The sequence below is a fragment of the Undibacterium sp. YM2 genome, from assembly GCF_009937975.1.
Classification (GTDB): Bacteria; Pseudomonadota; Gammaproteobacteria; order Burkholderiales; family Burkholderiaceae_D; genus Undibacterium.
The window spans coordinates 2,319,781-2,340,145 of sequence record NZ_AP018441.1; the positions used below are offsets into that span (position 1 = coordinate 2,319,781).

Consider the following 20,365-nt stretch of genomic DNA (forward strand, 5'->3'; position numbering starts at 1 on the left):
GCGGCGCACAATTCTGCCTTGAAAAATTATATAATCCCGTTCAAACCATTTCTTCTATTGATACTTATACAGAAAGTGCAAGATGAGCTTGAATAAAGTACCAGCAGGTCGTGATCTGCCAAATGACTTCAATGTTATTATCGAAATTCCTATGAACGGTGATCCGATCAAGTATGAAGTCGATAAAGACACTGGCGCTCTCTTTGTTGACCGTTTCATGGGTACTGCCATGCATTATCCTTGCAACTATGGCTATGTGCCACAAACACTGGCTGGCGACGGTGATCCGGTTGACGTATTGGTCATCACGCCTTTCCCGCTGATTCCTGGCGTAGTCGTGCGTTGTCGTCCTATCGGTATCCTGAAAATGACAGATGAAGCCGGTAATGATGCCAAAGTATTGGCGGTACCAGTAGATAAAATCCTGCCTATCTACACACACTGGCAAAAACCTGAAGATCTGAACGAACTGCGTCTGCGCCAGATCCAGCATTTCTTTGAGCACTACAAAGACCTGGAAAAAGGCAAATGGGTTAAAGTTGAAGGCTGGGGCGGCCCGGACGATGCCAGGGCAGAAATTTTGGCTGGTGTAGAGAATTTCAAAAAAGCTGAAGCTTAATAGCCAGTAGTTTCTTAAAACAAAAAAAGGTGCGGTCAATCGCACCTTTTTTGTTTTTGCTGAAATATTCAGCGAATATCTTTGCCAGCTTCTATGCCCTGTGCATCAGATAAGCGGCCACGCCGATGACGGCTGCGATCAATGCCACCCAGCTCAGCCATGAGCCCACATGCCTGTCTCCTTCATTTTTGTAATCGCTGGTATCGTTGCCTTGCTTTTGGCGTTTGCGTTTCAGTTTTCTGTCGCGCTCAAGAAATTTTTCCAATGCCAAAGACATTTCAGCGGCACTTTCATAACGTGCTGCAGGGTCTTTTTGCATCGCCTTCATGACAATTTTTGATAGTGAGTCTGGTATGCTGGGACGAATTTCAGAAGGATATTTCGCTACTTTATTTACAATCTGTTGCAATAATTTGTCTACATCTTGCGACTGAAATGGCTTTTGACCGGTCAGCATTTCATACATGACCGTACCCAGCGAATATACATCCGTCAGGGCATTGACAGGTTTGCCATTGGCCTGCTCTGGTGACATGTAGTTGGGCGTGCCCAGAATATTATTATTGAACAGAGTGTGGGCCTGTTCCCTGGTTTCATCGAGTACGCGATTTGGTGCGCGGGCGATGCCAAAATCCACCACCTTGGGTTGCTGGTTGGGTAAAACAAAGATATTCGCGGGCTTGATGTCGCGGTGTATCACGCCATTGCTATGGGCGTAAGCAAGAGCTTCAGCGATCTTTTGTATGATGTTCGCAGTCTCTATGATGTCGAATTGCTTGCCCTCTGCCAATAAATGGCGCAAATCCTTGCCTTGCAGAAATTCCATCGCGATAAATGTCGTGCCACCTTCGCTGGAAGCATCGAATATCGTCACGATGTTGGGGTGGGATAACCTGCCAGCTGCACGTGCTTCATTGATAAATTGCTGCTCGCGTTGCTTTTTGTCGGCGGCATTGTTGCCTGCACTAAATATTTTAATGGCGACATCGCGGTCTATGACAGGATCGTGGCCCAGATATACCGCGCCATTTGATCCCATGCCCAGACGTTCGCTGAGATAAAAGCGTCCGACGCGTTTACTTGGCAATGCAGCAGGTGGTGCATTCGGTGTCGAGAGAAAGTTATTTTGCATGGCGACAGGATGCCTTGAACGAAGCAAAATTTCAAGTAGCGCTTACTTCAATGTGTTTCAGCGCTTTATATGGTGTGTGTTGATGTAACTCATTTAAATATAGCTCAATATCTTGTGTTTCACGTACAAGGAAATTTGATACTGCGTCAAAAAATTCTGGATGACTCAGGTAATGTGCAGACCAGGTCGTGGTAGGCAGAAAGCCGCGTGCCATTTTGTGCTCGCCTTGGGCTCCACCTTCGAAAATCGCAATTTTTTCCTGTATGCAGAAAGCTATGGATTGGTAATAAGCTGTTTCAAAATGCAGGCAGGGGTGCGTTTCCAGGCAACCCCAGTAGCGGCCATATACGCGTTGCTGATCATGAATGAGCAGGGATGCAGCGATCTTGTTGCCTTCTCGTAAGGCAATAATAAGATGGATGTTTTCTGGCATGGCACGACCTATGCGCAAGAAAAAATCCAGATTCAAATAAGGCGTTGAATGGTGTTCTTCATAAGTCTGGTCATAACAGTTTTTGAAGAGGCGCCAATCGTCGTCTAGTATGTCTTTGCCGCGCACATGCTGGAACTGTATGCCAGCATCCTGCACTTTCCTGCGTTCGGCACGAATATTCTTGCGTTTTTTCTTGTCCAGCGTATCCAGAAAATCATCAAAGCATTGGTAGCCCTTGTTTTCCCAATGAAACTGCACGCCTTTGCGCAAAAGATAGCCTTCTTCACTGAGCATGCGCGCCTGATCTTCCGGCAAGAACAGCAAGTGGCTGGATGAATATTCACCGGCCTCTTGTAGCTCCTGCAGGGCAGCGATCAAGGCCCCTTGTGCTGCCTTATTGCGTGCCAGCAGACGGCTGCCCGTGATGGGAGAGAAAGGGATGGCGGACAGCAGCTTGGGATAATAATCGTGGCCGTGTCGCTCAAACGCCCTGGCCCAGGCCCAGTCAAACACATACTCGCCATAGGAATGGCTCTTTTCATACAGCGGCATCGCAGCTTCAAGCTGCTCACCATCCCAGATGGTAATAAAACAGCTTTGCCAGCCAGTTTTTTCAGTGGCAGAACCTGACTCTTCCATGGCGCTCAAGAATGCATACGATAGAAATGGATTGGCAAGCGTCTGATCTGCAATCAGGCTGTCCCATGATGATTGCGCTATCTCGCTCAGTGAAGTGACGATGCGCATGCGATAATGTGGGGCTGGAGATTCAGATTTCATTTTCGATTTAATACAGATTTGCAAATATGACCGTAAAAGTTGCCATTGCCCAGATGAATAGCGTTGTCGGTGATCTTGCCGGCAATGCTGCCCAGATCGCAGAATATGCCCGCCGTGCCGCAGAGCAGGGAGCAGACATACTCGTCACACCGGAACTGTCTCTGGTAGGTTATCCACCAGAGGATTTATTGCTGCGCCAGGCGTTTTATCATGATACCGCTGCCGCACTCGATACCTTAAAGAAACAGCTTACGCTATTTCCCGGCCTTGCGGTTTTGGTCGGTCATCCGGGTGAGGCTGAAGGTAAACGGTATAATGCTGTTTCTGTGCTGCAAGATGGTGTGGTATTAGCAAGTTATTTTAAGCGTGATTTGCCAAATGATATGGTGTTTGATGAAAAACGCTATTTTTCATCAGGTAACGAGGCTTGTGTATTCGCCATCAAGGGCGTGAATTTTGGCATCAATATCTGTGAAGATACCTGGCTGCCAGATGCGCCCGCGCAAGCCAGGCAGGCCGGTGCAGAAGTGCTGCTGGTGCCAAACGGTTCACCCTATCACATGGGCAAGCAGCACCAGCGCTACGACGTCATGCGCGCCAATGTGATCTCTCAGGGTCTCTCCCTGGTGTATGCCAATCTGATCGGTGGCCAGGACGAATTGATTTTTGATGGCAATTCATTCGTCATGGATGTCCAGGGTCAGATTTGCGCCCAAATGAAGCATTGCGAAGCTGATTTGCAAGTAGTCGAATTTGATGGCGCGCAGCCTTTGACTGGTCGCGTGGAAGCGGCCTTATCGCTGGAAGCCGAGGTTTATCAGGCACTCGTCATGGGCGTGCGTGATTATGTAGGCAAGAACGGCTTCCCCAGTGTTTTGCTGGGTTTGTCTGGCGGAGTTGATTCTGCCCTGGTGCTGGCAATTGCAGTTGATGCGCTAGGTGCAGACAAGGTCAGGGCGATCATGATGCCTTCGCCTTATACTGCCGATATCTCATGGCTGGATTCGCGTGATATGGTGGCACGCATAGGTGTGCGTTACGATGAAATCGCCATCAGCGATTGCTTCAGTGCATTCCGTTCTACTCTGAGCCAGGAATTTGCTGGCTTGAAGGAAGATACCACCGAAGAAAATATACAGGCCAGGATACGTGGCACTCTGTTGATGGCCTTGTCGAACAAATATGGTTCTATCGTTTTAACGACGGGTAACAAGAGTGAAATGGCAGTTGGTTACTGTACTTTGTACGGTGACATGGCAGGTGGCTTTGCCGTCATCAAGGATATTGCCAAAACCCTGGTATATCGCCTGTGTGCTTATCGCAATACCCTGTCAGCCGTCATACCCGAGCGGATACTGACGAGGGCGCCATCAGCTGAATTGCGACCTGATCAAAAAGACCAGGATTCTTTGCCGCCCTATGACATTCTGGACGGCATCATGGCCATGTATATGGAAGAAAACAAGGCGCGTGCCGAGATAGTTGCGGCAGGCTATGCGGCAGAGGATGTGGAACGCATCACGCGCCTGATCAAAATTAATGAGTACAAGCGGCGTCAAGCGCCCATAGGTATCAGGATTACTCATCGCGCTTTCGGGCGTGACTGGCGTTATCCTATTACTTCGAAGTTCAGAGACTAGTTTGGTTCGTATTAATTATATTAACCGTAATAATCGACATAAATTAAGGAGAGGGAAATGAAACAGATTACCGCTATCATCAAACCATTCAAACTCGACGAAGTGCGTGAGGCGCTGGCTGACGTTGGTGTGACAGGATTGACTGTGGTTGAGGTAAAAGGTTTTGGCCGTCAAAAGGGTCACACTGAGCTGTATCGTGGCGCTGAGTATGTGGTCGATTTCTTGCCCAAGATCAAGGTGGAAGTGGTGGTAGATGACAAGATTGCCGACAATGTAGTCGATGCAATCATTAAAGCAGCCCACACCGGCAAGATTGGTGATGGGAAGATTTTTGTACAAAATGTGGAGCAGGTAATACGTATTCGCACTGGCGAGACGGGTCCTGATGCGGTTTAAATATGACGATGTTTAAGAAGTTTGCAGTAAATGAATTTGTTGGTGTTTCAAAAGCAAAAACAAAAATAGGGGTGGCACTGGTGTTGATGGCGATGGCAAATGCCCAAGCCGAAACCGGTGTCACAGATAGAAAAATTTTATTGGGGCAGTCAGCTGCATTTTCGGGCCCGGCAGCACAACTTGGCTTGCAGCTCAATTCAGGTGCCAAGACTTATTTTGATCAGGTCAATGCTGCTGGCGGTGTATATGGCCGCAAGATTGAAATCATACAAAAAGATGATAAGTATGAGGCAGATCTGGCGGCTGCCAATACCAAAGCCCTGATTGAAAATGATGGTGTATTTGCTTTATTTGGCTATGTAGGTACAGCCACCAGTAATGCAGCCTTACCCATTTTCACGCAAGCAAAAGTCCCTTTCTTTGCGCCTTATACTGGCGCTCAATCCCTGAGAGAACCTCTCAACCGTCAGATTTTCAATATCCGGGCAAGTTATAACGACGAGACTGAATATCTGGTCGATCGCCTGGCCAATCTGGGAACAAAAAATATCGCCGTCTTTTATCAGAACGATGCCTATGGCAAGGCAGGTCTGGCTGGTGTGGAGCAGGCGATGAAGAAAAGAAATTTGCGTATAGCCGAGATGGCGACAGGAGAAAGAAATAGCTCTGATGTATCAGCTGCCGTTGCCAAGCTCTTGCCAAAACGGCCTGATGCCATCATACAGATCAGCACCTATGCAGCCAGTAGTGCGTTGGTCAAGGAAATGCATAAGGCTGCCTATACTGGTATGTTCTACAATGTTTCTTTTGTCGGTAGCCAGGCCTTGGCAGATACGCTGGATAAAGATGGCGTCGGTGTCGTGATTTCACAGGTGGTTCCATTTCCATGGTCACCATCGATACCTGTGGTTGCCGAATACACGAAAAGCATGGAAAAGGCCGGAAATAAAAATCTGAACTTCTCCAGCTTCGAAGGTTATCTGGCTGCCAAAGTGTTTGTGGAAGGTTTGAAGCGCGCCGGATCAGGTCTCACTAGGGAAAAGCTGGTGTCTGCACTGGAAAGTATCAACCGCAGCAGCTATGACGCCGGTGGTTTTGATGTGAGTTTTTCGCCCTCGAATCATAACGGTTCAAAATATGTTGATATGACCGTTATTTCGAAGGACAAGAAGTTCCGCAATTAAGTTTGCTATGCCTGAGCCCCGGTTCATCGGGGGCTCAGGCAGGATAGCCATCAGCCATCAGCCATCAGCCATCGTCAAGATTTCAATAGCACGATCAAGGCACCAGAGCCACCATCAGCCGCAGTCGCCTGGCTGAATGCCAATACTTCATCTTTCTGTATCAGCCAGTTCCTGACTTTTTGCTTTAGTACCGGCTCCTTGTTGACAGAGCCCAGGCCTTTGCCATGGATGATGCGCACGCAACGTGTGCCATTGCGCATGCACTTGCGCAGGAATTCTCCCAGACTGTCCCTGGCTTCATCGCGGCGCAAGCCGTGCAGGTCAAGTTGCGCCTGTATGACCCAGTGGCCCTTACGCAGCTTCCTGACCACATCCTGGCCTACGCCTGATCTGGTATAGCTCAGGTTTTCATCGGTCTCCAGCAGTGAATCAGCATCGAATTCATCCGACAAAGATTCCTGTAGCGCTGCCTGTTCATCTGCAATGTGCTGAAAAGGCAGAGGTTCAAGACGTGTGGGGCAGGGTGATGCTTCACCACTGTTTTCAAAGCTTCGACCTTGCCTACGCTGGAACGAAAAATATTGGCCTCTTCCCTGGCTTTCTTTTCACGTTCCAGACGTTCTGCTTCGGCGCGTTGTCGGCTTTCTTCCTGTTGCTTTAATTGCTGGCTGAGTGACTTCAGGTCAGCAAGGTTTTTAAAAGACGACATGCTTTCATCCTCGACTTGAGCTGAGCTTATTCTTCCAGGTACCGCTGTGCATCCAGAGCTGCCATGCAACCTGTACCCGCACTGGTAATTGCCTGGCGATAAATATGATCCTGCACGTCACCGGCAGCAAACACACCTGGTACATTGGTCGCTGTTGCCATGCCCTCAGTACCGGTACGGGTTTTGATATAGCCATTCTTCATATCAAGCTGGCCATCAAAGATGCTGGTATTTGGTTTGTGACCAATCGCGATGAACACGCCATGCAGGGTGATAGGGGTAATTGTCCCATCAGCAGCCTTGACATTGATGCCAGTCACACCAGAGTCATCACCGATGACTTCATCCAGCGTATGGTTCCATTTGACTTCGATCTTGCCTTCAGCAACTTTAGCCATCAAGCGGTCTATCAAGATTGCTTCGGCGCGGAACTTGTCGCGACGATGGATGACGGTGACCTTGCTGGCGATATTCGACAAATACAGGGCTTCTTCAACAGCGGTATTGCCACCACCAACGACGGCCACTTCCTTGCCGCGGTAAAAGAAACCATCGCAAGTTGCACAGGCAGACACGCCTTTGCCCATGAAGGCTTGTTCAGATGGCAGGCCCAGGTATTGCGCAGACGCACCGGTAGCGATGATCAGGGAGTCGCAAGTGTATTGCGCCTGGTCGCCGATCAGGCGTATCGGTTTTTCATCGAGCTTGGCGGTGTGGATGTAATCAAAAATGATTTCTGTATTAAAACGCTCGGCGTGTTGCAAGAAACGCTGCATCAGTTCCGGGCCTTGTACGCCCATGGGGTCGGCTGGCCAGTTCTCTACATCGGTGGTAGTCATCAACTGGCCGCCTTGTTCTACACCGGTGATCAGTACAGGTTTCAGATTGGCGCGGGCAGCATACACAGCGGCTGAATAACCTGCGGGGCCAGAGCCAAGAATTAATACGCGGGCATGTTTGGGTGTGGACATAGCAGACCTGATAAAAAAGTTGATGATTAGCTGAATTGCAGATAATAGATGGCGTTTTTCATGCAAATTTCAAGTTTTTTGCTGATTTTGCATCACTATCCTGAGATAAGCCTGAATTATAGACTATCCTCATAGTGGTCGTCTTCCTGCCGTGGGCGTCTGGCTGGCATATCTGTTTCAACTGTTACAGCGCACTTGTTTGGCGCATACACGGCTTCATGCTATCTTGTCAGCTTTTGATGGCTGTCCGAATGAGGTTGCTCCCTGTTTTATGACTACTGGTAACGAAGCTTATACTCGAAGCAAGAAAACTGCAGTACCTGCTGCGCCTCCAAACCGCTTCCTGGTGCTGTTGATGGAAGCAAAATGGATAGCTCTGGCCGCATTTTGCATTTGCCTGATACTGATCATGGCAAGCTATTCCACGCAAGACCCGGGTTGGTCAAGGTCAGTGGATATCCCCCGCATACATAATATTGCTGGCAAATTTGGTGCCTGGCTGTCTGACGTGCTGTTTTATGTGTTCGGTATTTCTGCATGGTGGTGGTGCATATTTGCCTGCCGCCAGGTGTGGATTTCGTATAGCAGCCTGTCACAGAGGGTAAAGCTCAATCCTGAGCCGGAAGCGGATGTTGGTTTTCCTGAAATCCTGGTGCGCAATATTGGCTTTGGCCTTTTATTGGCTGGCAGTATGGGCCTGGAATATTTGCGCATGCACAGTCTCAAGGTAGCCTTGCCTCTGGGGCCGGGAGGAGTGCTGGGCGAATTGATAGGAAATGCCGGTTTTGCGGCGCTGGGCTTTACAGGTGCGACCCTGGCATTACTACTGATGATCGCTCTGGGCATCAGCCTCTACTTCCACGTATCCTGGCTGACCATCGCAGAGCGCATAGGCGCAGGTATAGAATGGGTGTTTGTGTTCGTGCAAAACAAACATGCCGATGCAGAAGACCGGCGTGCTGGTCAGACTGCCGCCGTCAAGCGTGAAGAAGTCGTGGTGCAAGAGAGAGCCAAGATCGTCGAGGCCGCACCAATACGTATAGAACCGCAAGTGGTCGCGGTGCAGCGCTCAGAACGCGTAGAAAAAGAAAAACAGGTATCCCTGTTCAATGAACTGCCAGACACGAACCTGCCACCGCTGTCTCTGCTGGATGAACCACCACCAGTGCAGGAAACTGTCAGCGTGCAAACCCTGGAATTTACCAGCCGCCTGATAGAGAAAAAACTCTCAGACTTTGGTGTCGATGCCAAAGTGGTGGCAGCTTACCCTGGCCCGTGGTTACCCGCTATGAAATTGAACCAGCTACTGGCGTCAAGGGTAGCCAGATCGTTAATCTGGCACGTGATCTGGCGCGTTCCTTGTCACTCACTTCCATACGTGTGGTTGAAACCATCCCCGGTAAAAATTACATGGGTCTGGAGTTACCGAATCCCAAGCGCCAGATCGTGCGTCTGACCGAGATTCTGGGCTCCAAGGTCTATAACGACAGTTCGTCCAGCCTGACAGTGGCACTGGGCAAGGATATTGCGGGCCACCCTATCTGCGCTGATCTCGCCAAGATGCCGCATTTGCTGGTGGCGGGTACCACTGGTTCTGGTAAGTCTGTGGGTATCAATGCCACCATTTTGTCGCTGCTCTACAAGTCAGATCCCAATGATGTGCGCATGATACTGATTGATCCCAAAATGCTGGAGATGTCGGTGTATGAAGGCATACCGCATTTGCTGGCACCTGTGGTCACGGATATGCGTCAGGCAGGTCACGCCCTGAACTGGGCGGTGGCAGAGATGGAGCGCCGCTACAAGCTCATGTCCAAGCTCGGTGTACGTAATCTGGCTGGCTATAACGCCAAGATCGCCGAGGCAGCCCGCAAGGAAGTGCATATCCCAAATCCTTTCAGTTTGACGCCAGATGCGCCAGAGCCCCTTGAAAAACTGCCAACCATCGTCATTATCATTGATGAGCTGGCTGATTTGATGATGGTGGTTGGTAAAAAGGTAGAGGAATTGATTGCCCGTATTGCACAAAAAGCGCGTGCTGCGGGCTTGCACCTGATACTGGCAACTCAAAGGCCGTCGGTCGATGTGATCACTGGCCTGATCAAGGCGAATATTCCTACCCGTATCGCTTTCCAGGTCAGCAGCAAGATAGATTCGCGCACCATTCTTGATCAGATGGGGGCAGAAGCCTTGCTGGGCATGGGTGACATGCTCTACTTGCCACCAGGTACAGGCCTGCCTGTGCGTGTGCATGGCGCTTTTGTCTCGGATGAAGAAGTGCATCGCGTCGTCGAATATTTAAAAGCCCAAGGTGAGCCAAATTACATAGAAGGCATACTCGAAGGCGGCACGCTGGAAGAGGGCGGTGAAGCCGGTGGCGAGAGTGCTGGTGCAGGTGGTGGCGAATCAGACGCCTTGTATGACCAGGCTGTTGCCATCGTACTCAAGAATCGCCGTGCCTCTATCTCACTGGTACAAAGGCATTTGCGCATAGGCTATAACCGTGCTGCCCGTTTGCTGGAACAAATGGAGCAAAGTGGTGTCGTATCTACCATGCAGTCCAACGGTAACCGGGAAATCCTGGTTCCTGCCGGGAATACATCTGAATAAAGCAACAGAATAGCAGCGACAGAATAGGATAAATCAGTGAAAAAACAATCTAACATGATGGCAAGACTGGTGGCGGGTGCCTTTGCACTTGCCATGATACCTGCATGGGCATCTGCCACTGCGGTTGAACAGTTCAAATCCTTCGTGACGAATAATAAAAGCGCCAAAGGTGAATTTACACAGCAGCAAGTCAAAATGGTTGATGGCAATCCCAAGATCAGCAAGACTGCAACAGGCAATTTTGTGTTCGCCCGTCCGGGCAAGTTCATCTGGTCTTATGTGAAGCCGTATGAACAACTCTTGCAGGCAGATGGTGAAAAGCTGTACATCTACGATAAAGACTTGAATCAGGTCACGATTCGTCCCCTCGGCAATTCACTGGGTTCCAGTCCCGCAGCCATTTTGTTTGGCAGCGCTGGCGCGGCTGATCTGGACAAGAATTTCAATTTCAAAGAGGTCGGTGCCAAGCAGGGTCTGGAATGGCTGGAAGCTACCCCCAAAGCCAAGGATTCACAGTTTGAGACCATAGGCATAGGTATGAAAGACGGCGTGCCAGTGGCCTTGGAGTTGCACGACAATTTTGGTCAGTTTTCTACCCTGACCCTGAAGAATCTGGAAAAAAATCCTGCGCTGAAGCCTGAGCAATTCAAGTTCGTCGTGCCTGCTGGTGCAGATGTATTTAGACAGTAGTAGCAGTAGTAGCGTTCAATGAATATGTTGCATAATAATCCGCGCAAAAAGCCTGCCCCATTGGCTGAGCGCATGCGCCCGGCTACGCTGGATGATGTCATCGGCCAGCAGCATATCCTGGGCGAGGGCAAGCCCTTGCGTGTAGCTTTTCAGTCTGGTGAACCACATTCGATGATCTTATGGGGGCCACCAGGCGTGGGCAAGACCACACTGGCGCGCCTGATGGCAGATGCCTTTCATTGCGAGTTCATTGCCTTGTCGGCAGTCTTGTCTGGTATCAAGGATATACGCGAGGCAGTAGAGCGCGCGCAGATATTGCAGGCGACTTCCCATCGACGCACCATATTGTTTGTTGATGAAGTCCATCGCTTCAACAAAAGCCAGCAAGATGCCTTCTTGCCGCACGTAGAAAGTGGCTTGTTCACGTTCATCGGTGCGACGACAGAGAATCCTTCGTTTGAAGTCAATAGCGCCTTATTGTCACGTGCCTCAGTGTATGTGTTGAAGTCACTGACGGATGAAGACCTGCAAGCCATGGTAGTACGCGCCTGTGAGCGTGAACTCGATGGTTTGACGCTGACGCCAGAAGCCATGGCCAGCCTGGTCTCCAGTGCTGACGGCGATGGTCGCAAGTTGCTGAATAATCTCGATATTGTTGCCCATGCAGCAGTCGCCAAGCATCTCGACACGGTAGACCAGGGATTGCTGGGCGAATGCCTGGGCGATGCCTTGCGCCGCTTTGATAAGGGGGGCGATGCCTTCTATGACCAGATTTCTGCCCTGCATAAATCGGTACGTGGCTCCAACCCTGATGCCGCCTTGTATTGGCTGGTACGCATGCTTGATGGCGGTGCCGACCCGCGCTACATGGCCAGACGCATAGTCCGCATGGCGTCTGAAGATATAGGCCTGGCCGACCCACGCGCCTTGCGGATATGTCTCGATGCGGCAGAAACCTATGAAAGACTGGGCTCGCCAGAAGGCGAACTGGCCCTGGCAGAAGCGGTAATCTACTTGGCTTGTGCAGCCAAATCAAATGCGGTTTACAAAGCCTATAACGCCGTGCGCGCCATGATCGCCAAAGACAAGTCCCGCATCGTGCCCGAGCATTTGCGCAATGCACCCACCAAACTCATGAAAGAACTGGGCTATGGCAAATTGTATCGCTATGCCCACGATGAGCCAGATGCCTATGCCGCAGGCGAAACCTATCTGCCTGAAGGCCTGGAAAATGAATCCTGGTATCACCCAGTGCCACGCGGGCTGGAAATCAAGATAGCAGAAAAACTCGCGTATTTGCGTAGCATGGATGATCAGGCCAAGTAATTTCAGTTTCGTCTGAATTTCAATCGTTTAGATTTCATTCGTTTAAATCTTCATTGCAAATCAATAATCATAATAAGGACTTTCATGAATAAAACATTTACTGCAAGCGCAAGCCTATTGTTATTCTCACTGGCAGGCTCTGTCTATGCACAAACCGAAGAGCAGCGCAGTACCCTGGCTGACCAAAAAGAAGTCGCCGTCACGATCTACAATGAAAACCTGGCCCTGATCAAGGACCAGCGCAAGCTGCCTTTGAAACGCGGCGCAAGCGCACTGGCTTTCCGCGATGTCAGTGCCAAAATGCGTGCTGAAACTGCCTTGCTACGCAGCTTGTCTTCTCCAGGCAGCTTGTCTGTCGTAGAGCAAAATTTTAATTTCGATTTGCTGACGCCGCAAAAATTGCTGGAAAAATATGTTGGGCGTAACGTCAACATCATTCGCACCAATCCTGCGACGGGTGCTGAGACAACAGAATCGGCCACAGTCTTGTCCGCCAATAATGGCGTGGTGTTGAAGATAGGTGACCGCATAGAAACCGGCCTGCCAGGTCGCATCATTTATCCTGATGTGCCAGCAAATCTCCGTGACCGTCCCACCCTGGTCATGGCACTCGATAACAACGGCGCACAGCAACAGGATGTAGAACTCAGTTACCTGACAGGTGGTTTGTCCTGGAAGGCAGACTATGTTGTAGAACTGAATGCCGCTGATGATAAGCTTGATATTTCAGGCTGGGTCACGCTGGGCAATACCAGTGGTACGACTTACCGCAATGCCAAGCTGCAACTGGTGGCAGGTGATGTTCATCAGGTTTTGCAAAGGATAGAGGTTACCGGTAGCGCAGTCAAAAGGATGGATGCCCCGCAAGCCATGATGGCCAAAAAAGCCATGGCAGAAGAATCCTTGTTTGAATATCACCTGTACACACTGGACAGGCCAACCACCATTGCAGAAAACCAGACCAAACAAGTGGCCTTGCTGTCTGCTTCTGGCGTTCCCGCCCGTAAGGAATTGCTGCTGGCGGGCAGTGATTATTATTACCAAAGCAGTTACGGTGATCTTGGCCAAAAAATGAAAATAGGTGTCTTTGTTGAATTCGACAATAAAGAGGCCTCTCAACTGGGTATGCCTTTACCCAAAGGTGTCGTACGCGTCTATAAAAAAGATGGTGCAGGCAATGCCCAGTTCATTGGTGAAGACAGCGTAGATCACACGCCAAAAAATGAAAAAGTCCGCCTTAAACTCGGCGAAGCCTTTGATGTGACTGCAGACAAGAAGCAGACAGACTTCAAAAAGCTCGCAGCGAGCGGCAAATACAATTACGTTTCTGAAAGTGCCTACGAGCTGGTATTGAAAAATGCCAAAAAAGAAGCCGTCATCGTCACTGTGCAGGAACCCATGCCTGGTGACTGGCAAGTCTTGAGCAGCAGCCATCCTTATACCAAGAGCGCCAGCAATACGGCAGTATGGAAAATCAGCGTGCCTGCAGAAGGTAATACCAAACTGGTTTATCGCAGCGTGGTCAAGTATTGATATAAGTATACTGATGTAAAAACGGCATTTCTCCTTGTCTGAAAATAGGGGAAATGCCCATCCCTTGATACAATAGTCGATTAGCTTAGTTCACTGCACTTAAAATCATGATAGATATTCAACTTTTGCGCAAAGATATTGCCAGTGCGGCAGCGCGCCTGGCTACCCGTAAGTTCCAGCTCGATGTAGAAACCTTCAATGCCCTCGAGGCCGAACGCAAGCAGATCCAGTCCCGTACTGAAGAGCTGCAAGGCAAAAAAATACTATCTCCAAGCAGATTGGTAATCTTAGAAGCAAGGGCGAAGATACTTCCGCATTAATGGCTGAAGCAGCGAGCATCCCGGAAGAGTTGAAAGCATCAGAAACGCATTTGAGTGATGTGCAAGTTCGCATGAGTGCGTTCCTGCAAACCATTCCAAATCTGCCGCATGAATCCGTCGCTGTCGGTGAAGATGAAACCGGCAATGTGGAAGTACGCAAGGTCGGCACGCCACGCGCATTTGATTTTGACGTCAAAGACCATGTCGATATCGGCTCAGCCCTGGGTCTGGATTTTGAAACTGCAGTCAAACTCACAGGTTCACGTTTTTCCGTCATGAAAGGTGGCATGGCACGCCTGCATCGCGCATTGGCCCAGTTTATGCTCGACATGCAAACGCTGGACCATGGCTATACCGAAATGTATACGCCTTACATGGTCAATGCTGATTCCATGCGCGGCACAGGCCAGTTGCCTAAATTTGAAGAAGACTTGTTTGCAGTGAAAAAAGGCGGACAAGAAGGTACAGGCGAAACGTTTTACCTGATCCCTACCTCAGAAGTCACTTTGACCAATACCGTGCGCGACGAGATTCTGGCTGCCGATGCATTGCCCATCAAAATGACCGCGCATACTCCATGCTTCCGTTCTGAAGCCGGCAGCGCAGGCCGCGACACCCGCGGTATGATACGTCAGCATCAATTCGACAAAGTCGAAATGGTACAAATCGTTCATCCAGAAAAATCCATGGAAGCCCTGGATGAAATGGTGGGCCATGCTGAAGCTGTTTTGACCAAGCTGGAACTGCCTTACCGCGTCATGAGCCTGTGTACTGGCGACATGGGCTTTGGTGCCTGCAAGACTTTCGATCTGGAAGTATGGCTGCCAGCACAAAACACTTACCGTGAGATTTCTTCCATCTCGAATATGTTCGACTTCCAGGCCCGCCGCATGCAAGCCCGTTTCCGCAATGCCCAGGGTAAACCAGAACTGGTGCACACCCTGAACGGCTCCGCGCTGGCGGTTGGCCGCACCTTGGTGGCCGTGCTGGAAAATTATCAGCAGGCTGATGGTTCTGTCGTCATCCCTACAGCTTTGCGCCCATACATGGGTGGCCTCGAAAAACTGGCGCCAGCAGCTTAATTGGCTCTAGCCCAATAAGAAAAGCGCTTCACTACATAAAGTGAAGCGCTTTTCTCGTTTACAGATTACGTTTAACCTACCAGTAAATCCATTTCAGAACGACGATCTACAAACAGACTATTGCCATGTATCTTCTTGGCCTGCTTTTTGGCGTCTGATGCGGCGATGGATATCTGGTGATGTGAGTAATAGCGATTTGCTCTTGATTTCACCACGCCCAGAGACAGGCTGACGAGCGGGTAAAAGACTTTTTTGCCCTGCCTGTCTTCACTGAGATAGCCACCTCGTTCGCGGTCTTCATTGCTGTAAAAATCGTAGATGGCAGCTGAAAAACTCGCCAGTATAGCCTGGCAGCGTACTTCCCAATCCTCGCTGCGGAACAGGATGATGAAATCATCGCCACCGATGTGGCCGATAAAATCCAGCTGCTGGTCGCAATGCTGCTTTAATACATCACTGGTCATTTGTATGATGTCGTCACCACGGCGGTAGCCATAGACATCATTAAACGGTTTGAAATGATCAAGGTCGCAATAGCAGGCACAAAAAGACTGCTCTTTTTGCAGCAATACATCAATATGCTCATTGATGGGCACATTGCCCGGCAGTTGCGTCAACGGGTTGGCATAACGCGCCGCATTGATTTGCATCTGCGTGATCTCGCGCATCAAGTCAGGGCCACTACCCAGACCTATGTAGCGGCCCTGATCAGTAATGATAATGCCGTTGATTAACTGCTCAGAATTGGCTTCCACGATAATGTGGCTGACATCCTGCATGCTGGTATTTTTATCGACAATAACAGGATGCGCTTCCATGAAAACGGTGCAAGGCTTTTTGCCATACAGCTCACGCTGATACGGGCGGGCAAAGCGGTCTATCATGTGATAACGGTTGATCAATCCCACAGGCATGCCGTCATCCACCACGGGAATGATCTGCAATTTGGGGTTTTGCAAGAAGATGTCATCCACCTGGTTGTTCAGCATGCGTGAAGAAATAGTTGGTGGCGTCTTTAAAATCTTTTCTACCGTGGCAGCTTGTTCAAAACTGCCGGAGGTACGTCGCGCAGCCTGATATTGGTTCGGCGTTAAAATCCGCGCCACTTCAGCAGACACTGCACGCGCCGGAGTTGGGTGAGGGCGGGCGATATGATAACCCTGGCCGCAGGCTACACCCAGATCACGCACTGCCAGCAACTCAGCCTGGGTTTCTATGCCTTCAGCAACCACCCGCGTACCAGATTTTTCAGCGATGCTTTGTATGGAGCGCACAAACTGCGCTTTGACCGGATCGTGATCTATGCCCTGGATAAAATGCATGTCGATCTTGACATAATCGGGCTTCAATTCTGACCACAAACGCAGACTGGAGAAGCCTTCACCAAGATCATCAATCGCAATTTCAAAACCCATCTCGCGATAATGGATAACCGCCTCACACAACAAGGCATAGTCATGCGTAGGCTGGTATTCAGTCAGTTCTATGATGACGCGCTCAGGGTTGATGCCAAGCTCATGGATATAATCCAGCGTCTCACCATAGCGCACATCTCTCTGTAACAGACACTCAGGGCTGACATTCAAAAATAATTTGCCGGGTAATTTCTGCGCAGCGAATTGTTCCAGCACGATGCGGCGGCAAAGGTGTTCCACCGTCACCGTCAAATTGTTTTCCCATGCCGCCTTGAATAAATTGACGGGAGAGTGCAGCGGGCTGTCCGAAGGGCCACGTATCAAACCCTCATAGCCAAGGATGTCGCCATTCTGCATCTGGACAATGGGCTGGAAGCGTGCGGTAAGCAGGCGCTGCTCAATAATACGCTGCAAATGCGCCAGCATCAGCGCCGCAGACTGCGCACCGAACTGGCTGATGTCTTGCTCTGATACCAGGTTTTGCTGAGACAGATAATCCACAGTATCCCCCGCTAAACTACTTTCCATTGAAGCTGATCCTAATATTGAAATGCCAAGAGCATTCACAATTGCAAACGACATCTTGCCGCATTGCATCAGAATATAGTCTTGCTTTATGACATCTTCATGTCGCAATGTGGCTATGCCTGCCTCATTGCATCGCTGTGTATAAACCGCTAATTTTGATTTGAGCAAGTTCTTTGCTATAATCTCAGGCTTCGTTTATAACGAACAACCAAGCCGGAGAGGTGGCAGAGTGGTTGAATGTACCTGACTCGAAATCAGGCGTAGGGTCAAACCTATCGGGGGTTCGAATCCCCCCTCTCCGCCAAAATAATCAAGCACTTAGCACCATATCGAAGGCCGGAATAATCCGGCCTTTTTCTTTTTGGTCTGCAAGAAATCAGCCATTTAATTTTATAAATTGGTGTAAGGCGGCGCAATACTTTGCACTGATTTGCGGATAACCTTGCATTCTATTGTTTTATAAAGGGTCACGAACGTGACCCTTTTTGATTTCAGAAACTATATTTGAATGCCGTGCTTATGTGACGATTACTTGGTCGCATAAAGAGTGCGCAAACTCTGTGATTGGTATTATCATGCACTATGCTAATTTCGCAATTATAAAAAAGGAATTTATATGTCAATTGAATCTACAAAAAAAATAAAAGTTATCTCAACCAATATTGTTCAGGGCTGCGAGCATGGTTGCACACTGCCATATAACGGCCAGTTCTTTGACGCAAATGTTAATCACTATATTCAAGACCATGGCTACAAGGTCTTGCATATTGGGCAAGAATCAACGCCCGATTCAGAAGGAAAGCCATATCATTCCACTGTTGCAGTGTTGGCAGTTCCCGTTTGAACCTATGGAAACTTCATACCTATACGCTTGATCAACGCATAGAATTCTGCAAATTGATGGTTGACGACAATGCGGACAGACTAAAAGAAAACACCGCCTCAAGGTCGGTGTTTTCGCAAGTTGATCAGCTACAAGCTATAACAGTCAATGCAGCGTTTTTTTGTTCATGCTCTCTGTAAAAGCAGAAACTCCAAAATTAATTGCAGATACGTATCTTTTAAAGTTGTTATAAAAGCTAAGAGTATTTGGATGTAAGCACTGTACTACGCAATGTACTTTGTTGCCCTGCGTGATAAGTTTAGCAAACTTTGTCTGTTGGTTCGCTTTATTGCATGATTCGACTAGCTGGAAAATTTTGGACTGATCCTCTTCTTTCCAAAAAGGCTGATACGTAATTTCAAAGTAACCTTGGTCTTTTTCGTCGTGTGCAATTACGAACAAGCCCCCCTCGACCATGACTTTAACGAGATTATTTTCTATGATCTCAGGCCTGAAACCATCCTTTGACAGTAACTCGTGTATCTCTGCAGTTATACTCAGCACTGGAGTTTTTATTTTAGTCATATGGATTGCAACCTTTGAATATGATTGAAATACTAGCCGCCAATTTTTAATAACATACAATTCAAATATGTGGATGTATATGGTTAATTTAATTATATTTGCAAGGGCGCGACAATTTTGTCCCTCATTCGCAAATTATTTGTCTTAGTAATCACCTCCGGTTCGCGTATTAATTGTCGCCCGCCCCCCCTTGCTTAGTGAGCAATATAGAAACCTCTTGCAACGATCATTGCACTTAGTCCGTATTGAAAACTTGCCTTAAGACACTGCCTTGAATATTTAACGCCAGTTAAAGTTAAGTTACTTATAATGACGTATAGCGATGGAGAGGATGATGACAAGAAAAACGGCATATTGGATTGGCAAAAGACCTTCAGACGGCAAGGCATGGCAGTACGCGGAACACGCAACTATCATTGATGATGCATCTCAGGCGGAAATGATTTATCGGATGTATCGCCGCTACGTCAAGCAGTGGAATGACATTGAATTGAATCCCGAAAAATGTTTGTCAGCTCATACACATGAAATTTGCGGTGCTGCAGTCATAAGTTCTAGTATTCATAAGTTTGTACTTCATGCTCATAATAGTAGTTATCAAAACCACTGGATTCTTGAGGTCTGTTTAGCCAGAGGCTTTTCTATGTATTATCCAGGCGGCTCGTGTGGACTTAACACTCTCCGCTCAATAGATGACATACGCAGTATCAGGCTACACTGGAGTCAAGCAGGTGATGAGGTATTTAAAGCGTGGCTGAACACGGAAAAAGAGATAAATAGTGCTAATGGAGAATCAGAGGAATACAGAGCAAAATCAAGTTACTGAAATTGGAGCTGCGAACTCGGTTTGCAGCTCCAAAAGTCAAAACAAGCTGTTTATACTGCTGCCTTCCCAATTCATTATCACCAATTCCTTGCTTGTCTCAGGCTGACCATGGGTGTTTTATACGCTGTACTTAATATCTAGACCCATCATGTGCGCCCGTTAAACGCTTCCCTGATGGCTGGATGGTCGTTGATACTGACCATTACTTTACCCTTGCAAGTCTGCATGAATTCAACCATCTGCACATAGTTTTCATAGCCAAATTCAACACCGTATCCCTCTGTCTCTCAGTATGGCGGGTCGCAATAAAAGAAGGTATGCGCCCGGTCATATCGCTTCATGCAATCCAGCCAGGACAGGTTTTCCACTTACGTTCCAGCCAGGCGTAAATGGGCGGCGCTCAGGCTTTCCTCTATGCGGCACAGGTTAATCGGTGATCCGGTAGTGGCCGTGCCAAAGTTCGAAAATTGGGTTAGTTCTAACTTTCCAACATCTGCCTTCATACCTTAGCCACTATGTTAGGCTTTACACATGGCCAGATCACTACGTTTAGAATTCGCCGGAGCTTCGTATCACGTGACGTCGAGAGGATATTTATCTGAATGATGAAGACAGGTAGGAGTGGTTGACGGAATTTGCGGCGGTTCTGGTTCTTCGCCAGCCTTGAATGTGCACGCTATTTCCAATCTGATTGTACTTAAGAATTGGGTGATGATTGCTAAGGAGCGTAACTAACACTGGTTCTTTGGGTTTATCCTCCAGA

14 protein-coding genes, 1 tRNA gene and 4 pseudogenes are annotated in these 20,365 nt (G+C 48.7%); 12 read left to right on the forward strand and 7 right to left on the reverse strand.

Features of this window, described 5'->3' with window-relative positions; genetic code table 11:
• The first annotated feature begins 82 nt into the window (after window positions 1–82).
• Window positions 83–619 (forward strand): inorganic diphosphatase, encoded by a 537-nt coding sequence (ppa, locus tag UNDYM_RS10510; RefSeq protein ID WP_162040995.1) that lies wholly within the window; start codon window positions 83–85, stop codon window positions 617–619.
• Between the two features lie 91 nt (window positions 620–710).
• On the opposite strand, the gene UNDYM_RS10515 is transcribed toward ppa, so the two are convergent.
• Together UNDYM_RS10515 and UNDYM_RS10520 are read right to left on the reverse strand one after the other, a co-directional pair.
• Window positions 711–1,751, reverse strand: coding sequence for a serine/threonine-protein kinase (locus UNDYM_RS10515; protein ID WP_162040996.1), 1,041 nt, complete (start codon window positions 1,749–1,751; stop codon window positions 711–713).
• A gap of 31 nt (window positions 1,752–1,782) precedes the next feature.
• A complete protein-coding gene (locus UNDYM_RS10520) occupies window positions 1,783–2,964 on the reverse strand; it encodes a GNAT family N-acetyltransferase (RefSeq protein ID WP_162040997.1) in 1,182 nt (393 codons plus the stop codon).
• A 26-nt stretch (window positions 2,965–2,990) separates the two neighbouring features.
• On the opposite strand from UNDYM_RS10520, the gene UNDYM_RS10525 reads away from it, so the two are divergent.
• The 3 genes from UNDYM_RS10525 to UNDYM_RS10535 all read left to right on the forward strand — a co-directional run bounded on the left by UNDYM_RS10525 (window position 2,991) and on the right by UNDYM_RS10535 (window position 6,184).
• Complete coding sequence (locus UNDYM_RS10525) at window positions 2,991–4,604, forward strand: NAD+ synthase (RefSeq protein ID WP_162040998.1); 1,614 nt, start codon at window positions 2,991–2,993, stop codon at window positions 4,602–4,604.
• 57 nt (window positions 4,605–4,661) lie between these two features.
• The gene (locus tag UNDYM_RS10530) at window positions 4,662–5,000 is read left to right on the forward strand and encodes a P-II family nitrogen regulator (RefSeq protein WP_110253085.1); all 339 of its coding nucleotides are present in this window, start codon (window positions 4,662–4,664) and stop codon (window positions 4,998–5,000) included.
• Between the two features lie 86 nt (window positions 5,001–5,086).
• Entirely contained in the window at window positions 5,087–6,184 is a 1,098-nt protein-coding gene (locus UNDYM_RS10535; RefSeq protein WP_370529480.1) for an ABC transporter substrate-binding protein, read from the forward strand.
• A gap of 74 nt (window positions 6,185–6,258) precedes the next feature.
• On the opposite strand, the pseudogene UNDYM_RS10540 reads toward UNDYM_RS10535, so the two are convergent.
• Together UNDYM_RS10540 and trxB are read right to left on the reverse strand one after the other, a co-directional pair.
• Window positions 6,259–6,893: pseudogene (locus tag UNDYM_RS10540) on the reverse strand (Smr/MutS family protein).
• A gap of 26 nt (window positions 6,894–6,919) precedes the next feature.
• The gene (trxB, locus tag UNDYM_RS10545) at window positions 6,920–7,864 is read right to left on the reverse strand and encodes a thioredoxin-disulfide reductase (RefSeq protein ID WP_162040999.1); all 945 of its coding nucleotides are present in this window, start codon (window positions 7,862–7,864) and stop codon (window positions 6,920–6,922) included.
• Window positions 7,865–8,135: 271 nt separating this feature from the next.
• Here trxB and UNDYM_RS10550 point away from each other — a divergent pair.
• From UNDYM_RS10550 to serS, 5 genes and pseudogenes are all read left to right on the forward strand, one after another.
• Window positions 8,136–10,474 (forward strand): annotated as a pseudogene (locus tag UNDYM_RS10550) (DNA translocase FtsK).
• 54 nt (window positions 10,475–10,528) lie between these two features.
• Window positions 10,529–11,164 carry an outer membrane lipoprotein chaperone LolA gene (gene lolA / locus UNDYM_RS10555; protein WP_162044558.1) on the forward strand — a complete coding sequence of 212 codons (636 nt, stop codon included), beginning with the start codon at window positions 10,529–10,531 and terminating at the stop codon, window positions 11,162–11,164.
• Window positions 11,165–11,182: 18 nt separating this feature from the next.
• A complete protein-coding gene (locus tag UNDYM_RS10560; protein ID WP_162041000.1) occupies window positions 11,183–12,490 on the forward strand; it encodes a replication-associated recombination protein A in 1,308 nt (435 codons plus the stop codon).
• Window positions 12,491–12,574: 84 nt separating this feature from the next.
• Entirely contained in the window at window positions 12,575–14,023 is a 1,449-nt protein-coding gene (locus UNDYM_RS10565) for a DUF4139 domain-containing protein (RefSeq protein ID WP_162041001.1), read from the forward strand.
• 107 nt (window positions 14,024–14,130) lie between these two features.
• A pseudogene (gene serS / locus UNDYM_RS10570) lies at window positions 14,131–15,425 on the forward strand (serine--tRNA ligase).
• A 71-nt stretch (window positions 15,426–15,496) separates the two neighbouring features.
• On the opposite strand, the gene UNDYM_RS10575 reads toward serS, so the two are convergent.
• The gene (locus tag UNDYM_RS10575; RefSeq protein WP_162044559.1) at window positions 15,497–17,266 is read right to left on the reverse strand and encodes a GGDEF domain-containing protein; all 1,770 of its coding nucleotides are present in this window, start codon (window positions 17,264–17,266) and stop codon (window positions 15,497–15,499) included.
• Window positions 17,267–17,583: 317 nt separating this feature from the next.
• On the opposite strand from UNDYM_RS10575, the gene UNDYM_RS10580 reads away from it, so the two are divergent.
• Both UNDYM_RS10580 and UNDYM_RS10585 read left to right on the forward strand, forming a co-directional pair.
• Window positions 17,584–17,672: transfer RNA gene (locus UNDYM_RS10580), tRNA-Ser, on the forward strand.
• A 312-nt stretch (window positions 17,673–17,984) separates the two neighbouring features.
• Window positions 17,985–18,212, forward strand: a complete 228-nt coding sequence (locus UNDYM_RS10585; protein ID WP_162041002.1) for a hypothetical protein — start codon at window positions 17,985–17,987, stop codon at window positions 18,210–18,212.
• Window positions 18,213–18,356: 144 nt separating this feature from the next.
• On the opposite strand, the gene UNDYM_RS10590 is transcribed toward UNDYM_RS10585, so the two are convergent.
• Window positions 18,357–18,776, reverse strand: coding sequence for a hypothetical protein (locus UNDYM_RS10590; RefSeq protein ID WP_162041003.1), 420 nt, complete (start codon window positions 18,774–18,776; stop codon window positions 18,357–18,359).
• A gap of 334 nt (window positions 18,777–19,110) precedes the next feature.
• Here UNDYM_RS10590 and UNDYM_RS10595 point away from each other — a divergent pair, with 334 nt between their 5' ends.
• The gene (locus tag UNDYM_RS10595; protein WP_162041004.1) at window positions 19,111–19,602 is read left to right on the forward strand and encodes a hypothetical protein; all 492 of its coding nucleotides are present in this window, start codon (window positions 19,111–19,113) and stop codon (window positions 19,600–19,602) included.
• 146 nt (window positions 19,603–19,748) lie between these two features.
• Here the strand turns inward: UNDYM_RS10595 and UNDYM_RS30635 are convergent.
• Window positions 19,749–20,060, reverse strand: a pseudogene (locus UNDYM_RS30635) (DNA adenine methylase); the annotation flags it as partial.
• Between the last annotated feature and the right edge of the window lie 305 nt (window positions 20,061–20,365).